At 71.0% G+C, this 15,519-nt stretch carries 15 protein-coding genes and 1 pseudogene; 3 read left to right on the top strand and 13 right to left on the bottom strand.

Annotated features, from left to right (window positions below; all coding sequences use genetic code 11):
• Window positions 1-783 (bottom strand): sigma-54-dependent transcriptional regulator (locus VGB24_RS19500; RefSeq protein ID WP_331074615.1); only part of this gene is annotated, 783 nt, incomplete at its 3' end.
• Window positions 784-868: 85 nt separating this feature from the next.
• Here VGB24_RS19500 and VGB24_RS19495 point away from each other — a divergent pair.
• On the top strand, window positions 869-1,921 hold the full coding sequence (locus tag VGB24_RS19495) for an HD-GYP domain-containing protein (protein ID WP_331074614.1): 1,053 nt from the start codon (window positions 869-871) through the stop codon (window positions 1,919-1,921).
• 251 nt (window positions 1,922-2,172) lie between these two features.
• Window positions 2,173-2,637 carry a cold-shock protein gene (locus VGB24_RS25390; protein WP_349263943.1) on the top strand — a complete coding sequence of 155 codons (465 nt, stop codon included), beginning with the start codon at window positions 2,173-2,175 and terminating at the stop codon, window positions 2,635-2,637.
• A gap of 249 nt (window positions 2,638-2,886) precedes the next feature.
• Here VGB24_RS25390 and rpsU read toward each other — a convergent pair whose 3' ends face one another.
• The 4 genes from rpsU to VGB24_RS19470 form a co-directional block, all read right to left on the bottom strand.
• Entirely contained in the window at window positions 2,887-3,096 is a 210-nt protein-coding gene (gene rpsU, locus VGB24_RS19485) for a 30S ribosomal protein S21 (protein WP_331022848.1), read from the bottom strand.
• A 143-nt stretch (window positions 3,097-3,239) separates the two neighbouring features.
• Window positions 3,240-4,784, bottom strand: coding sequence for a serine hydrolase (locus VGB24_RS19480; protein ID WP_331074613.1), 1,545 nt, complete (start codon window positions 4,782-4,784; stop codon window positions 3,240-3,242).
• An 81-nt stretch (window positions 4,785-4,865) separates the two neighbouring features.
• Window positions 4,866-6,095, bottom strand: coding sequence for a serine hydrolase domain-containing protein (locus tag VGB24_RS19475; protein WP_331074612.1), 1,230 nt, complete (start codon window positions 6,093-6,095; stop codon window positions 4,866-4,868).
• Window positions 6,096-6,174: 79 nt separating this feature from the next.
• A complete protein-coding gene (locus tag VGB24_RS19470) occupies window positions 6,175-7,209 on the bottom strand; it encodes a Leu/Phe/Val dehydrogenase (protein ID WP_331074611.1) in 1,035 nt (344 codons plus the stop codon).
• A gap of 117 nt (window positions 7,210-7,326) precedes the next feature.
• Between VGB24_RS19470 and VGB24_RS19465 the strand changes: the two genes are divergently transcribed.
• Complete coding sequence (locus VGB24_RS19465) at window positions 7,327-8,025, top strand: GntR family transcriptional regulator (protein ID WP_331074610.1); 699 nt, start codon at window positions 7,327-7,329, stop codon at window positions 8,023-8,025.
• 15 nt (window positions 8,026-8,040) lie between these two features.
• On the opposite strand, the gene VGB24_RS19460 is transcribed toward VGB24_RS19465, so the two are convergent.
• From VGB24_RS19460 to VGB24_RS19430, 8 genes and pseudogenes are all read right to left on the bottom strand, one after another.
• Window positions 8,041-8,694 carry a class I SAM-dependent methyltransferase gene (locus VGB24_RS19460; protein ID WP_331074609.1) on the bottom strand — a complete coding sequence of 218 codons (654 nt, stop codon included), beginning with the start codon at window positions 8,692-8,694 and terminating at the stop codon, window positions 8,041-8,043.
• Window positions 8,695-8,869: 175 nt separating this feature from the next.
• Window positions 8,870-9,412, bottom strand: coding sequence for a hypothetical protein (locus VGB24_RS19455; RefSeq protein ID WP_331074608.1), 543 nt, complete (start codon window positions 9,410-9,412; stop codon window positions 8,870-8,872).
• A gap of 224 nt (window positions 9,413-9,636) precedes the next feature.
• Window positions 9,637-11,265, bottom strand: coding sequence for a peptidase dimerization domain-containing protein (locus VGB24_RS19450; RefSeq protein ID WP_331074607.1), 1,629 nt, complete (start codon window positions 11,263-11,265; stop codon window positions 9,637-9,639).
• A 144-nt stretch (window positions 11,266-11,409) separates the two neighbouring features.
• Window positions 11,410-12,030: a hypothetical protein gene (locus tag VGB24_RS19445; protein ID WP_331074606.1), complete on the bottom strand. Its 621-nt coding sequence runs from the start codon at window positions 12,028-12,030 to the stop codon at window positions 11,410-11,412.
• A 157-nt stretch (window positions 12,031-12,187) separates the two neighbouring features.
• A complete protein-coding gene (locus VGB24_RS19440) occupies window positions 12,188-12,778 on the bottom strand; it encodes a hypothetical protein (protein WP_331074605.1) in 591 nt (196 codons plus the stop codon).
• 171 nt (window positions 12,779-12,949) lie between these two features.
• Window positions 12,950-13,489, bottom strand: a complete 540-nt coding sequence (locus VGB24_RS19435; protein WP_331074604.1) for a hypothetical protein — start codon at window positions 13,487-13,489, stop codon at window positions 12,950-12,952.
• Between the two features lie 323 nt (window positions 13,490-13,812).
• Window positions 13,813-14,046 (bottom strand): annotated as a pseudogene (locus tag VGB24_RS25385) (antitoxin).
• A gap of 116 nt (window positions 14,047-14,162) precedes the next feature.
• Window positions 14,163-15,519 (bottom strand): alpha-amylase family glycosyl hydrolase (locus VGB24_RS19430; protein ID WP_331074603.1); only part of this gene is annotated, 1,357 nt, incomplete at its 5' end.

Here is a 15,519-nt window from a genome sequence, read left to right as displayed (position 1 = left end):
GGTGCGGGTTTCCAGCACGCGCAGCAGCTTGGGCTGCAGCTCCGGCGCCAGGTCGCCGATCTCGTCCAGGAAGAGCGTGCCCCGGTCCGCCACCTCGAACAGCCCGCGCTTCATCTCGCGCGCGTCGGTGAACGCGCCCTTTTCGTGGCCGAACAGCTCGGAGTCAAGGAACGTGGCCGAAAGACCCGCGCAGTTGATCTCCACGAATGGCGAACGCGACCGCGGGCTGCGCGCGTGGATCATCTGCGCCACCCAGCTCTTGCCCGTGCCGCTTTCGCCCAGCAGCAGCGCCGTGGTGTCGGCCGAGCCGGCCAGCAGCTCCACCTGCCGGGCCAGCGCCACCATCCGCGCCGACGTCCCCAGCGAGGCCGCCGTTTCGCCCGCGCCCAGCTGCCGCGACAGCAGCTCGTTGGTGCGCCGCAGCTCCTGCTTTTCGGCCGCGCGCTCCGCCGCAACCTCCACGTGCGCCAGGTCCACCGGCTTGGTGAGAAAGGTCTCGGCGCCGGCCTGCATGGCGTCGACCGCCGTCTCCACCTCGGCGTGGCCGGTGAGCATGATTACCGCGGCGCCGCGCGACACCAGCACGTCCAGCACCTGCCGGCCCGACATGCCCGGCAGGTCCAGGTCCAGCAGCACCACGTCGGGACGGGTGGATTCCCAGCGCCGGAGCCCGTCTTCGCCGCTGCCGGCCTGGTGCACCTCCCAGCCCTTTCGCTGAAAGAAACGCGTGAGAACGCTCAGAACGCCGGGGTCGTCGTCGATGACGAGAATGGATCGTGGCATCGTATGTGAAATTGGCGATCGGGTGCGCCCCGCTGCAGCCGTGAAGTCCCTGCCGGCGGCGTGGAGCGCCGCCACCGGGCGTACTATGATAACACCATCGGCCCCCTCCGCGCGCATCCTGGCGGCGGACGACGACGAGTCGGCCCTGCGCGTGCTGGACCGCATCCTGTCGAGAGGCGGGTTCGGCGAGGTGCGCACCACCACCGACGGCACGCGGGTGGAGGCGATGTTCCGCGAGTTCCTGCCGGACATGGTGCTGCTGGACCTGCACATGGGCGCCATCCAGGCCCCCGAGGTCATCCGCCGGCTGCGCGCGCACATCCCCCCCGAGGACCACGTGCCCATCCTGGTGGTCAGCGGCGACCTCTCCGACGAGTCGCGGCTGGCCGTGCTGGCCGAGGGCGCCGCCGACTTCATCAACAAGCCGTACTCCCCGGGCGAGGTGATGCTGCGCGTGCGCAACCACCTGCAGACGCGCCTGCTGCACACCGCCGTCCGCGAGCAGAACCGCACCCTGGAGGCACGCGTGCGTGAACGGACCGAGGCCCTGGAGCGCACCGCGGGCGAGGTGCTGGAGCGGCTGGCCCGCGCCGCCGAGCTGCGCGACGACGACACCGGGCTGCACACCCGGCGGGTGGGCGAGCTGGCCGGCGACCTGGCCCAGGCCATGGGCCTGCCCGGCGACCAGGTGCAGGCGCTGCGGCTGGCCGCCACCCTTCACGACATCGGCAAGATCGGCATTCCCGACTCGGTGCTGCTCAAGCCCGGCCGGCTGTCCCCCGAGGAGTGGGAGGTGATGAAGTCGCACACCGTCATCGGGGCGCGCATCCTGGCCGAGGGCTCGTCGGAGGTGGTGCGCCTGGCCGAGCAGATCGCCCGGTCGCACCACGAGCGCTGGGACGGGGGCGGCTACCCGATGGGGCTGGCCGGCACCGACATCCCCCTTCCCGCCCGCATCGTGGCCCTGGCCGACGTGTACGACGCGCTGACCAGCGACCGTCCGTACCGCGCCGCGTGGAGCGTGCCGCGCGTGCTGGACGAGATCCGCTCGCTGCGCGGCACCCACTTCGACCCCGCCGTGGTCGACGCGTTCATGGAGGCGGTGGTGCCCTCGCTGCACGCCCGCGAAGCCGCGTGAAAACACCGTCCGCATGCCCCCCGGTTTCCGCCGGAACACCTGGAACAGGCTCAAACGCCTTGCTGGAGCGGATTTGCGGGAAAACAGATGACGGCTGGCCCCGTGGTGGCGCCGATCCTGCATGGGCACGCCTTCGCCGCCGAAGCACGCTCCCGGCAAATAAGACCCTTGGCGCGCGGAGCAAATCGGCTTAGGTTGCCGCCAGCGAAAGTCGCTGCGCTCCATCATCAACATCCAGCACGTGGACGGACATGGCCAGGGAGACGGGAGTAGTCAAGTGGTTCAACCCGGAGAAGGGCTTCGGGTTCATCACCCGTGACAACGGGGAGAAGGACGTCTTCGTCCACCACAGCGCCATCCAGGGCGGCGGGTTCCGCACCCTGAACGACGGCGAGCGCGTGGAGTTCGACGTCGTGCAGGGCACCAAGGGCCCCGCGGCCGAGAATGTCGTTCGCCTGGATGCGCCCGCCGATGGCGGTGGCGGTGACAGCGGCGGCAGCCGTGGCGGTGGCGGCTACGGCGGCGGCGGTGGTGGCCGCAGCGGTGGCGGCGGTGGGTACGGCGGTGGCAGTGGTGGCGGCGGCTACGGCGGTGGTGGCGGCGGCCGCGGAGGCGGCGGTGGCGGCTACGGCGGTGGTGGCGGCGGCCGTGGCGGCGGCTACGGCGGCGGTGGTGGTGGCCGCGGCCGTGGCGGCGGTGACGACGACCGCTGGTAGCCGATCAGCCGGAACACAACGGACGAGGCCCGGGCGCTATGCCCGGGCCTCGTCCGTTTTTCGTCCCCTTCGAATACGCATCACACGGAGTACGCGGAGAAACGGACGAGCCGCGGAGGGTGCGGGTGCACCTCCGCGGCTCTCTTCTTTCTCCGCGGCTCCGCGTGGAAACCGCGTTCGATCAGGGATGACGCGGGGAGAAATGCAAGAGGCCCGATCCGCGGGGGATTGGGCCTCTCTGCTTGCGGATCAGAAGTCGAACCGGCGGGCGGCGCGCTTGCGGTCCTTGTGACGGCGGCGCTCGGCGGCCTTCTCCTTGAGCTTCCGCGCCTCGCTGGGCTTCTCGTAGTGCCGCTTGCGGCGCATGTCCTTGAACAGGCCCGAACGAATCATCCGACGACGGAACTGCTTGAGCGCCCAATCCAGGCGGTCAGTCTCTGCAAGCTGAATCTCGACCACGTCTTCTCCCTTCTGAGGAAACGATTGAAGACCCGCGCGACGTGCCCCGGGTCTCCCGATTCTCCATCAATCCCATGACCAGACCCTCAAAATAATCGTTTTTCCGCACAAGTCAACCACGGGTCCACGCGCGGACGCCCGGGCTACGGGGCGGAGGCCGCCGGGGCGTCCGGCGCGCGCACCCGTTCGTTGGCGCCCATCCGCATCCGGGGCACGCGGCCCCGCTCGTCCGCGGTGAACGAGAGGAAGCTTTCGCCCATGGCGCGGTTGGCCCAGCGGGCCAGGAACACGTCGTGGTGCCAGTGCTCCAGCGGCGCCGTGTTGCGCCCGCCCAGCTCGGCTACGAGGACGCCGTTGCGGAGCCGGAGAACCACGGCGGACTGGATGCTGTCGGGGTCCACGTAGGTGCCGGCGTACGCCTGCAGCGGCAGCGACGGGCGGGTGCCGGCGGCGCGGTGCGACCTCCGCTCGCGCTCGGCGGCCCGCTCGCGCTCCGCCGCCTGCGTGTACGCGGGGCGCAGCTCGGCGCTCCAGTCGCGCCGCGGGCCGCCCAGGAACTCGTCGATAATGCGGTACATGAGTGCGTGCCGCACCTCTGCGTGGTCCAGGTTGGCGTAGATCACCAGCCCCAGCCGCTCCTCGCGCACCAGCGCCAGGATGGCCGTCATCCCGTCGATGCTTCCCGTGTGCATGGCCAGCTTGCGCCCGCGGTAGTCCTGCAGGAACCACCCCAGCCCGTAAGCGGTGAAGTTGGGGCGCGACAGCCGGGTGGGCTCGGGATAGAACGAGGCGGCGGGAACCAGGAACTGCGGCGTCAGCATCTCGCGGTGGCTGGCCGCGCTCACCAGCCGGCGCCCGCCCACCCGGCCGCTGTCCAGCTGAAAGCGGATCCACCGGGCCATCTCGCTGACCGACGAGTTCATGGACCCCGCCGGGCCGATGTTGTCGAAGTCCAGGTACGGCACCGGCATCACGGTGTCGTTCACCTCCACGTGGGGCGTGGCGACGTTCGGCCGCTCGCGGAGCCCCGCGAGGCCCGTCAGCGTCTCGCCCATCCCCAGCGGCTGCAGGATGCGGGTGCGGACGAACTCGCTCCACGGCATCCCCGACGCCTGCTGCGCCACCATCCCGGCCACCATGTAGCCGACGTTGTTGTACTGGTACCGCGTGCGGGGCGCGGCGAACGGGCGAACGAAGCGCAGGCGCCGCAGGATGTCGTCGCTCGTGTTGGGCGACGCGTACCAGATGGCGTCGCTCCCCGGGAGGCCCGTGCGGTGGGAGAGCAGGTCGCGCACGGTGATCTGGCCCGTGAGCCCGGCATCGGACAGCCGGAAGCCGGGCAGGTGCATGGAGACGGGATCGTCCCAGCGCACCTTCCCCTCGTCCACCAGCATGGCCAGCGCGGTGGCGGTGAACGCCTTGGTGGTCGAGGCGATGGCGAACGTGGTGTGCTCGTCCACGCGGTCGTTTCCTCCCGCCGTCCTCACGCCGAAGCCGCGCGCGTACACCACCGAGTCGTCCTTGACGATGGCGATGGCCATTCCCGGAACCTGCCAGTCGCGCATGGCGCCCTGGACGTACGCATCGAATCCCTCCAGCGCCCGTCCCTGCGCGGCGGCGGGCGCGGCGGCCAGCACGGCGGTGGCGACGAGTGCGCGGCGGAGGATCGGCATGGGCGGGACGCGCATGGTAGCTTCGGAACGGTGGCGGGGGAAGGCGGCGGGACGGATGGAAGCTAGATACGTGGCCTCACCACGGCAAACGCTCGCTCACGATGGCGGCACCCCGGCGATGACGGCGTCGTACACCCGGCGTCGGAACCGCTGCATGTCTACCTCCATCTTCGGCAGGTAGGTGCGGTTGGTCAGCAGGACCACCCAGGTGCGGCTGACGGGATCGATCCAGATGGAGGTGCCGGTGACGCCCGTGTGGCCGAAGGCGTACACCACTTCGCACGCGCGGTGGTCGGGCACCTTGCCCTCGCGGCAGTACACCTCCCATCCCAGGGCCCGCGTTCCCACGCCGGGCTGCGGGCGGGTGAAGCCGCGGACGGTGCGGGTGTTGAACACGCGGACATCTTCCAGCCGGCCCTCGTTGGCGATCAGCGCGGCGAAGGTGGCCAGGTCGCGCAGGGTGGAGAACGCGCCGGCGTTCCCCGCCACGCCGTCCAGCCGGCGCGCCACCTCGTCGAACGATCCCCCCGTGTACGGCTCGTCGGCCTCGGACAGGTGAAGCGTCGGCGCGCAGTCGGCGCAGCCGGGGGGCACGCCCATGGCCGTGTGCGTCATCCCCAGCGGGCCCCACACGCGGCGCTGGAGATACCGGGGCAGGGGCTCGCCGGCCGCGCGCTCCGCTACTTCCCACAGGATGACGAAGCCGAGGTCGGAGTAGAGCACGTCCTTGCCCGGTTCCAGCGCCAGCGGGCGCGACAGCAGGTAGCGCCGCACCCGGGCGGGAGGCACGTCGGCGATGTCGGCGGCGCCGGCGCGGACGCCGCCGCTGTGGGTGAGGAGCTGGCGGACGGTGACCCGGTCCTTGTCGCCGCCGGAGAACTCGGGCACGTACTGCCGCACGGGCGCGTCCAGCTCCAGCCGCCCGTCTTCCACCAGCGCCATCACCGCCGCCGTGGTGGCGACCACCTTGGTGAGCGAGGCCAGGTCGTAGCGCGTGCGGTGCGGCGTCACCTCCGGCGCATCGTCGTCCCAGGTCGTACGGCCGTAGACGGCGACGTGCTGGATGGCGCCACGGTTTCCGATGGCCAGCGCGGCGCCGGGAAAGGCCCCGGCCCGGACCCGCGCGCGCACCAGGCTGTCTGCCGCGGCCCGGCTGGCGGGGGACAGCGCCACCGGCGGCGGGATGAACGCGCTCTCCACCAGCCCCGGCGGGCCCGGCCGCACGTCGCGGCGACCCGCCTGCACGCGTGCGCCGGCAAAACCCAGCACGACGGCCAGCGCGGCGCAGGTGATCAGGACCCGCGAATTCTTCGTTTCGTACAGCACGTTCCGCCCGTGGATATCCGAACCGCCGCCCTTCCCCGCCCCGGCGGAAATGCAGGGACCTTGCCGTGGACCGCGGGCCTCATCCCGCCCGGACCCGGGCGATGCGGTCGTCCGCGACGCGGTCCGCGGCCTGGTGCGGGAGCACGCCCGCCGCTTCCGCGCGCCGCAGCACCTGGAGAACGGTGTCGTGGATGGCCTTCACGCGCTCCGCCGCCCACTCCGCCGGGTGCCCGTTCAGCCCCGCGAAGCCGGTGATCACTCCGCCCGCGTTCGCCACGTAGTCGGGAACGTACAGGATGCCGCGCTCCGCCAGCCGTGCCCCGTCCTCCTCCGGGTCGCGCAGCTGGTTGTTGGCGCCTCCCGCCACCACGCCCGCCCGCAGCCGGGGGATGGTGGACGCGTCGAGGATGCCGCCCAGCGCGCACGGCGCGAAGACGTCGGCCTCGGCGTCGAAGACGGCGTCCGGCTCCACCACCGTTCCGCCTGCACGATCCGCCACGGCGCGGGCGCGAGCGGAGTCCACGTCGCTCACCACGAGCGCCGCGCCCGCCGCCGCCAGCTCGGCCGCCAGGGAGCGGCCCACGTTTCCGCACCCCTGCAGGGCGACGCGCATCCCATGCAGCTCCGCCGAGCCGTGGCGGTGAAGGACGGCTGCCTGGATGGCCCGGAACACGCCGCGCGCCGTGTGCGGCGAGGGGTCTCCCCCGCCGGCGCTGGTTCCGGCCACGTGGCGCGTTTCGCCCGCGATCGCGTCCATGTCGGCCGGGGTGGTTCCCACGTCCTCGGCGGTGATGTACGCGCCGCCCAGCAGCTCCACACAGCGGCCATGGACCCGGAAGAGCGCGCCGCGGTCGGCGATGCGCTCCGGCGCCAGGATCACCGACTTGCCGCCGCCCGCGTCCAGCCCCGCCACGGCGTTCTTGTACGTCATCCCCCGCGACAGCCGCAGCGCGTCGTGCAGCGCCTCGGCCTCGGACGGATACCGCCACAGGCGCGTGCCCCCCAGCGCCGTTCCCAGCGCGCTGCTGTGGAGCGCGACGATGCCGTGGTACTCGCCCTCGCGCGCCACCAGCACCCGCTCCCACCCGTCCACCTGCACCTCGCGCACGTCCATCGGCAAGCCCCCGCTGGTGATGATCGAGACCGGATCCCGGACGCGGCACTTGCGCCCGGCGCGTTTGTCGACAGTTTCGTCCGTGCCCTCATGATACCACACGCAGCCCCGGAACGCATGACCACGGCCATCCCGCGCGGCGCACGCTCCGCCCACGTGTACGAGCGCCTGCGCGACCTGATCGTGCGCGGGCGGCTGGCCCCGGGCGCCCGCGTGGTGGAGCAGGAGGTGGCGGAACGGATGGGGGTGGGGCGCACGCCGGTGCGCGAGGCGCTTCAGCTGCTGGTGAAGGAAGGGCTGCTGGTGGGGTCGGAGGGCGGCCGGCGGCAGCTCACCGTCGCTCCCCTGCGCGCCGGCGACGTGGCGGAACTGTTCGGGCTGCTGGGCGACCTGGAGGCGGCGGCGGTCCGCGGGCTCCCCACGCTCACGGACCCCGCCCGAACGGCGCTCGCCGCGGGCGCGCACGCCGCGAACCAGGCGTTCGGCCAAGCCGTGCGGAAGGTGCCGCTGGACCTGGAGGCCGCGTTCGTTACGCGCAAGGCCTTTCACGCCAGCTTCACCGATCCGCTGGCCGGCCCGCGGCTCGCGTGGCTGCTGTCGCTGGTGCGTCCGCAGGTGGACCGGTACGAGTGGTTCTACGGCGCGCTGCTGCAGGGCGCGCTCGACGAGGCGACCGCGGAGCACGACGCCGTCGTCCGCGCGCTGGAGGCCGGCGACGCGTCCGCCGCCGAGGCGGCCGTGCGCCAGAACTGGGAGAACGCCAGCGCCCGCCTGGTCGGCGTCATCGACCGCATCGGCGAGCGCGGAAGCTGGTAGCCCGTCCTGAAGGGATCACGCCGGGGGCACGGTCGCCTGGTAGTACACGGCGCTGCCCAGGGGCGATGGACGGCGGGCGAGCACCTGCGCATCCGCTAGCCCCGCGCGGCCCATCAGGGCAAGGACGCGGTCTTCGGCGTTGTCCTTCAGGTGCCGGTCGGCGTGGATCAGGTGGCCGATGAACCCGCGCCTGCCGGACCCGGGACCACCGAAATCCACCATGTGAAAGCGGCCGCCCGGCTTGAGCACGCGCGGCGCTTCGCGCAGGGCCGCTTCCTTCACCGCGCGCGGCAGGTGGTGGAACATGAACGAGGAGAGAATGCGGTCGAACGAGGCGTCGGCGTACGGAAGCTCGTCCGCGTAGCCCTGGTCCGTCCGGATCGGCACGCCCGCGCGTTCCGCCTTGCGACGCGCGATGGCGAGGGCGGCCGGGTCCGGGTCCAGCCCCACCACCTCCGCGCCTGGCTGGGCCTGCTTGACGGCCAGGAGCAGGCTCCCCGTCCCGCAGCCGATCTCCAGCACGCGGTCGCCGCTCCGGCAGGCGATCTGCTGCACCAGCACCCGCCGGGCGGCATCCGCCCCCAGCACCTTCGCCATCAGGTCGTACAGCGGCAGCCGCCAGTGCTTGCCCGCGGCGGGCACGTAGGGCCTGCTGGAAGCTTCCGCCATCTTCAATCTCCCGATCCGGGCCGCGCGGAATACGCGGACCCCTATTCTTATCGCGTTCGTCGTCCCACATCAACAGAAGCTTTCCTGCTGGTGGACAGAGCGGAGGCTCGGGCGCAGCGTCGCCTGCTCGCCCATCCTGCCAGCTCGCCGTTCAGCTTTCAGAACTTCTTCTGTTTCAGCGCACAGGCTGGCGGCGCGCCCGGTCCTCTCCCACCGCGGACGCCAGCCGGTCGCCGCTCCCCAGCATGCCGGACGTTCCGCCGCCCAGCAGGGGATCCGCGTGTTGCGCGAGCTTGAGCGAAGCGCCCGCCGCCACGCCGCCGAACAGGGCCGACAGGCTGCCGTTGAGCAGGATGCCTTCCAGCGTCAGGAATCCATCTCCCGAAAGCAGCCGGGCCGCGGTGAGGAACGTGGGCACGAACAGGCCCGCAAGCAGCCCCCCGCCGATTCCGAACCGCACCGCGCTGATGTCGGAAAGGCGCCGTCCGTGGTACAGAAGGCCGACCACGAGGGAGAAGACTCCGCCTACGATGCTCCCGGCGAACCCGAACCTGGCAGCGATCAGGATGGAATCCAGCCAGATGGTGGATGCGGGGAGCTGGCCGGCGACCTTCAAGCCGGCGAACACCACCAGTGCGCATGCCGACCAGGCGGCGCCCCACACCACGGCGTTGCCCACGACGCCGCGCAGCCGCCTGAAGATGCCGTCAGTGTTCATGATCGCCTCCTCCTCAGAGAGTCCGATGGTCCCATCCGGGTGCACTGCATTCCTTCGGTGAAGTACTTTACATTGTAAAGTTAGTCCCCGCAGGCCGTCCCCGCAAGTGCCTTCTACCCCGCAGCTCTCGGCGGTCCGGAGAAAAAGGCCGGCGCCCGCCGATGCGGTGTGCATCCACCGCATCGGCGAGCGCGGAAGCTGGCAAGCGCTGCGATCCCGGAGGCTCAGTCCTGCTGGGGCTCCGGCGCGCGCACCGTCGGGTACTCGATGCCGAGCTGCTCCAGGTAGGTGCGGTACCGCCGGGAATCGTAGTAGTACCTCCGCATCTGCGGCCGGTAGCGCTGCATGACCTGCGCGTTCATCTCCACGGGAGGCTGGTCGCCCGGGCGGATCAGCGGCTCGTACTTGATGTCGCGGGTCTGCACGTCGCGAAAGTAGCTCCACGCGCTGTCCACCAGCTCGGGCCGGGTGAACAGGTCCAGCAGCGTCATCGCGGTGGCCTTGGCCCCCGCGGTGGAGCCCTTGTGCGCGATGGGCGTAGCCATGGACACCGCGTTCGACCAGTGGTGGCCCGGCAGGTTGGGGATGTTGGCCGGATAGCGCAGGGTGATGGTGGGCACCACCCACGAGATGTCGCCGATGTCGTCCGACCCGCCGCCGCGGTTCTGCTCGGGCGGCACGCCGCTGTCGATCTTCGCGAGGGCGGTGTCGAGCCCCGGCGTCTTCTCGTTCCCCAGCTCCCGCTGCAGGGCCCGCGCGAGCGCCTGGTCCGCGTCGTCCCAGCGGGGCAGGCCCACGCGGCGGATGTTGTCGTACATCGCCAGCGCCACCGGGCGGTTGAAGTGCCGGGGCCACGCGGCGCCCAGCACCTGCACCGTGTCGAGCGTGGTCCCCGTCATCAGCGTGGCCCCCTGGGCGATCTGGTTGCCGATCTCCCACAGCTCCCGGATGCGCGGATACTCGACCTCGCGGAAGTAGTACCAGACCGCGGCCGTGCGCGGCACCACGTTGGGCTGGTCGCCGCCCTCCGTGATCACGTAGTGCGACCGGTGCGGCAGGCGCAGGTGCTCGCGGCGGTAGTTCCACCCCGCGTTCATCAATTCCACCGCGTCCAGCGCGCTGCGCCCGCGCCACGGCGCGCCCGCGGAGTGCGCCGTCTCTCCCCGAAAGCGGTACAGCACGCTCACCAGCCCGGTGCCGTCGGAAGGACCGTACGAGACGTTCAGGTTGCTCCCCACGTGGGTGAAGATGGTCACGTCCACGTCGCGGAAGAACCCCTCGCGGACGAACCAGGCCTTGGCCGCCACCAGCTCCTCGGCCACCCCGGGCCAGATGCGGATGGTTCCCCCGATCCGCTCGCGCTGCATCACCTTCCTGGTCGCGATCGCGGCGGTGATGACCACCGGCAGCCCGGAGTTGTGCCCCTCGCCGTGCCCCGGCGCGCCCTCCACGAGCGGGGCGTGGTAGGCGACCCCCGGCTTCTGCGAGGCCTGGGGGATCCCGTCCAGGTCCGACCCCAGCGCGATCACCGGCTTACCCGACCCCCAGGTGGCCATCCACGCGGTCGGGATTCCCGCGATCCCCTCCTGCACGCTGAAGCCGTTGCGCCGGAGGATGCCCACCAGGTAGCGGGAGCTCTCGATCTCCTGGAAGCCCAGCTCCCCGTAAGAGAAGATCTGGTCGACCATCTGCTGCGTGAACTCGTGCATCCCGTCGATCTCGCGGGCGATCTCGTCCTTGAGCGCGGCGAGACGCGCGGAATCCACCGGGGCGCCCTGCCGCTGCGCGGCCACGCCGGTGGAGGACAGCGCGAGGGCCAGGAGGGCCGAGCCCAACCGAAGGAGCAGGCGCATGGTGTTTCTCGGGCGGGGGTGAACGGGAGCGCTGGCGGCGGAGCGCGTCCCAACCTGCCCCGCCCGTCCGCCAAGGTCAAGCACCCGGGAACTCGCCGATGGACGTGGACGCCGGAAGGCGGAGAACCGGCAGAAATCCCCGGGTCAGCGGTAGTCCCAGTGCACGACGGCGAACGACGCCAGCGTGATCCGGGTGTCTCCGAACAGAAGCGCGGTGTGAAGCCATTCTGCCTGCGCCGCACCCAGCTCCGCCTTCGCCGCCGGGGCGCCGCGCTTCGTCTGCAGAAAGGCGAAGTCGTCGCCGCGCCAGGCGAACACGTCCCAGCACCCGGCGTAGCGCTTCTTCGCCCGCCTCGCCACCCCGGCCAGCACCACGCGCGGGTCCTCGTCCTCGATCACGCGGTTGCGCTGCTCGGCGCGGGGCACGTCGTCCCAGCGGGTGAGGTACTTCCACACCTCGCCCTTGGCGCTGTACGTATTCACCCAGCGCCCGCTCCACCCCTCCCGCTCCAGCATCCGCAGCATCGCGAGCTCAGCGAAGGTGTGCTCGCCATCCAGCTCCACCATCCCCGCCGCCTTCTTGCCGAAGTCGTCGGCGAACGCGGGCCCCTCCCAGCGCGGCAGGCGCAGGTACACGCCGGCCACATCGCCGATCATCCGTCCACTGGGCATGTGGATGGGAACCTTGAGCGGCACCCGGAAGTCCGTGCGCTCGGCGTACGGCTGCAGCGCCTGCATCCAGGCGGGGGAGTGAGGGTCGGACATGTTCTCGGGTTTCGGACGGAAGGGGGCGGCGGCGGACGGCACAATCTGCGTCCTCGGGCCTGCCCGGTCCAGAGAAGCCTCCCCGCGCCGGTCAGCCCCGCCATCCGCAACGGCGAGAGCCACGCTTCGCCGGCCCCCGCGAGCGGCATGGTGCGGACTAGAGCGGACCCTGCCCGCTGAACTCACCCGGGGTCACGGTCCATCGATCGGGCACCGGGGCACCCGGGTCGAGACGCGCATACGCCACCAGGCGGCCGATGCGGGCGATCTCCCCTGGCGTCAGGTCGAACTCCCACGAGCCGATCCGCCCGTGAACGCTGCGCGCCGTGCTCAGCTTCAGCGCCTGGCTCAGCGAGACGGGGAATACGATCCGCTCCGTCCACTCTGCCGCACGGTGCTCGCCCTGCAGCGCAATCTCGACCGAGTCGTCCACCAGGAGGGTGGCCTCGTCTACCCCGGTGAAGTGATGCCCGTGGGCCTTGGCCACCGCCACGGACAGGAAAAGCTCGAACACCTCCAGCGGGCGAGAGGGAATCGTGTCCGGGTGCGTCGTCTGGAAGGAGAGGTACAGCGGCGGGCGTGACGACGTGCCCGTCTCTTTCCTGAGGCTCGTGGACACGCTCGTGACCCGCGCCGTCGGGTCGTAGATGGCCCTCAGGTCGTCTGCGGGATTGCTGCCCTGTGCCGCGGCGGCCACGGGCGCGGCGGCGGCGAGAAGGACGAGCGCGAGCTTGGCGGCAGTGTACATGGGGGCGGCGGAGGAACGGTGTAAGGGCAACTGACGGTGCTGCGGTAATGCGCGTCCACAGGAGGTAGGCCGAAGCACGAGCTAAGTAAACCAAAGTTTCCGCTACTCCGCAAGCGTTCGGAGCGAGCGCGACCGGCTGTGTGGAAGACGCCGGCGCGGTGCTCCCGCAAGTCAGCATCCGCGCGTGCGGAGCGTGATCGTGTCGAGCTCGGCGGCAGGGATGGAAGCGAGGTGTGCACGCCACGTTCGCTCGATTTCGGCGCCGCCCTCCCCGAGGGGGTGCTTCACCCCGTCCGGTGATTGCCGCCAAAGCGCTTCTACCGCGGCATTCCCCCGGGTCCGGGCCAGGTAGCCGATGGCGCTCCCCGCCGTGAAGTACGCGCGGAGTTCGTCCACCTCCCAGAACGTGGCCGCGAGTTCGGGGAGCGGAAGCAGCCTGCCCTTGTGAAGAAAGCCCGCCGCGATCGCGTCCACGCTGTGCCCCTGGCACATCCCCGCGGCCCAGGTGGCCACTCCCTCCGAAATCCACGTGCCCGTACGCTGCGTGCCCCAGAGCGAGAGGGAAAGCGCATGCATGATCTCGTGGTGAAAGGCCGGGCGAATTCCGGGGAGGATGACGAGAAAGACGCTCAGCTCACCGGGAACCGCCTGCCCCATGTACGGGTTGCCGGTCAGTTCCCGGGCCTGCTCGCGCGAGTCGACCAGGAACACTTCCACAATCCCCGGTGGACGCGAGGCACCGATGAGCGCGAGATCGTGATGCAGCGCTTCCTCGGCATCGCGCGCAAACTCCCGGATGTGCTTGGCTGCGTAGGAATCGGGAAGATAGTGAAGATGCAGAGACGGCCCGGCGTACGTGCGCCAGTTGAACCCCGAAGTCGTAAGCGCGGAGCGAGCGGCGCCGGCCCCGTGGGGCGCGGCTGCGCGAACGTCCGAAGGCGCCGACGTGCACCCCGTGAGGAGGCATGCCACCGCGAGAAGGGCCAGGCGAAGCATGGACTGGTTTCTGAACGGTGCACCCAACGGCTAGCGCATCAGAGATCCACGGAGTCAGTCGATAGCGCCGGGATCGGCGGGAACGCCTCGTCGATCGGCTCCAGGGTCTCCAACACCGCCAGCAACGATCGGGGCGGCGCGGGTTCGATGATCAGCCGCTCGCCTTCCTAGCGCAGAATGGCTTCCTCGCCGGCCGGCTCGAACTCGCGAGGGATGCGTACGGCTTGGTTCCGGCCGTTCCTGAACAGCTTGACGCGACGTGGTGCGCTCACGAGTCACCTCGGGTTGCGATATGATCGGTGGTGCGCACGGCGGCGCACCGCTCGACCGCCTAGACTCGGCGCGGCGCACGGTGGACGACGCCGCGACGGGGCTCCCTCCGCTCCGCTCAGAACACGCAGCCGGTGCGGGGCGGGATGGCGACGACCAGGGCGTCGCCGTCGCGGCGGGGCTGGGCGCAGCGGCCCAGCACGTCTGCGCCCAGCTCCGCGGCGGGGATGCGCACCTCGGCGGCGGTGGTGTCGTTGTTCAGCGCCACCACGGTGGCCCCCCGGCGGTAGACGTACTGCTGGTCGGCCACGTGCAGGTTCACCAGGGGCCCCTGGCGCAGCTCGCCGCGCTGGCCGCGCAGCCGCAGAAGCGTCTGCACGTGGGCGAAGGTGGCCTGCTCCTCGGGCGTGCGCCCCGACGCCTGGAACGCGTTGCGCGGGTCGCCGGGCCACCCGCCGGGAAAGTCGCGGCGGTTGTGGGGGTCGCCGCCGCCCGCCATGCCGATCTCGTCGCCGTAGTACAGCAGCGGCGTGCCGCGGGTGGTGAGCAGAAAGGTGTACGCCAGCCGCAGCCCCTCGTGCGTGGCACCCTGCTCGCCCATGAAGCGCGCCACGTCGTGCAGCCCCAGGAAGGTCACCATGGACTGCGGCTCCTCGTACAGGTGGTCGCGCCCCAGCATCTGCGCCACCTCGCGCAGCGGCTTCCCTTCCACGAACGCGCGCCGCAGCGGAAAGAAGAGGGGAAAGTCGAAGAGCGCGTCCACCCCGTCGTCGATGCCGTCCCACCGCGCGCGGCCGCCCGTGAAGAACGCCACGGTGGCCGGATCGCCGTCGAACACCTCGCCCACCACGCGCATGGTGGGGTGCTCGCGGCGGATGGCGGTCATCCACTCGCGCCAGAAGGAGCGCGGCACGTAGGGCCAGGTGTCCTGGCGAATGCCGTCGATGCCCGTCATCCCCGTCCACCACAGGGTGTTCTGGATGACGTAGCGCGCCACCTCGGGGTCGTTCTGGTTCAGGTCCGGCAGGATGTCGACGAACCAGCCCTCCAGCACCGGGCGGCGGACCTCCGGCGTGGCGTGCGGGTCGGCCAGCGCCCACACCTGCCAGTTGTTGGAGAGGTGCCGCTCCGCCGTGCCGTTGTACCAGGTGGGCGTGGGCGAGTCGGTGACCCAGGGGTGGTAGGCGCTGGTGTGGTTGGCCACCATGTCCAGGACAATCTTGATCCCCTGGGCGTGCGCCTCGTCCACCAGCCTCCGCAGCGCCTGCATGTCGCCGAAGCGCTCCTCGACCGCGTAGTAGTCGATGGCGTGGTAGCCGTGGTAGGCGGTCGTCGGCTGCCCGTCGTAGACTTCCCTGGTGTCCAGCGTGTTGGTGTTGTCGTAGATGGGGTTCATCCAGATGGCGGTGATCCCCAGGTCGCGCAGGTACGGCAGCTTCTGGCGCACCCCCTCGAGGTCGCCGCCGTGCCAGCGG

The sequence above is a fragment of the Longimicrobium sp. genome (assembly GCF_036399935.1).
Lineage (GTDB): Bacteria > Gemmatimonadota > Gemmatimonadetes > Longimicrobiales > Longimicrobiaceae > Longimicrobium.
The sequence above is the reverse complement of the archived record's forward strand: the minus strand, read 5'-3'. Positions and strand labels throughout refer to the sequence as shown.

Bases quoted from the DNA above. Each gene is read 5' to 3' on its own strand.
- VGB24_RS19480 (WP_331074613.1), bottom strand. From the start codon at position 4,784: ATGCGCGTCCCGCCCATGCCGATCCTCCGCCGCGCACTCGTCGCCACC.
- VGB24_RS19495 (WP_331074614.1), top strand. From the start codon at position 869: ATGATAACACCATCGGCCCCCTCCGCGCGCATCCTGGCGGCGGACGAC.
- VGB24_RS19460 (WP_331074609.1), bottom strand. From the start codon at position 8,694: ATGGCGGAAGCTTCCAGCAGGCCCTACGTGCCCGCCGCGGGCAAGCAC.
- VGB24_RS25390 (WP_349263943.1), top strand. From the start codon at position 2,173: ATGGCCAGGGAGACGGGAGTAGTCAAGTGGTTCAACCCGGAGAAGGGC.
- VGB24_RS19455 (WP_331074608.1), bottom strand. From the start codon at position 9,412: ATGAACACTGACGGCATCTTCAGGCGGCTGCGCGGCGTCGTGGGCAAC.
- VGB24_RS19465 (WP_331074610.1), top strand. From the start codon at position 7,327: ATGACCACGGCCATCCCGCGCGGCGCACGCTCCGCCCACGTGTACGAG.
- VGB24_RS19450 (WP_331074607.1), bottom strand. From the start codon at position 11,265: ATGCGCCTGCTCCTTCGGTTGGGCTCGGCCCTCCTGGCCCTCGCGCTG.
- VGB24_RS19470 (WP_331074611.1), bottom strand. From the start codon at position 7,209: ATGGACGTGCGCGAGGTGCAGGTGGACGGGTGGGAGCGGGTGCTGGTG.
- VGB24_RS19440 (WP_331074605.1), bottom strand. From the start codon at position 12,778: ATGTACACTGCCGCCAAGCTCGCGCTCGTCCTTCTCGCCGCCGCCGCG.
- VGB24_RS19445 (WP_331074606.1), bottom strand. From the start codon at position 12,030: ATGTCCGACCCTCACTCCCCCGCCTGGATGCAGGCGCTGCAGCCGTAC.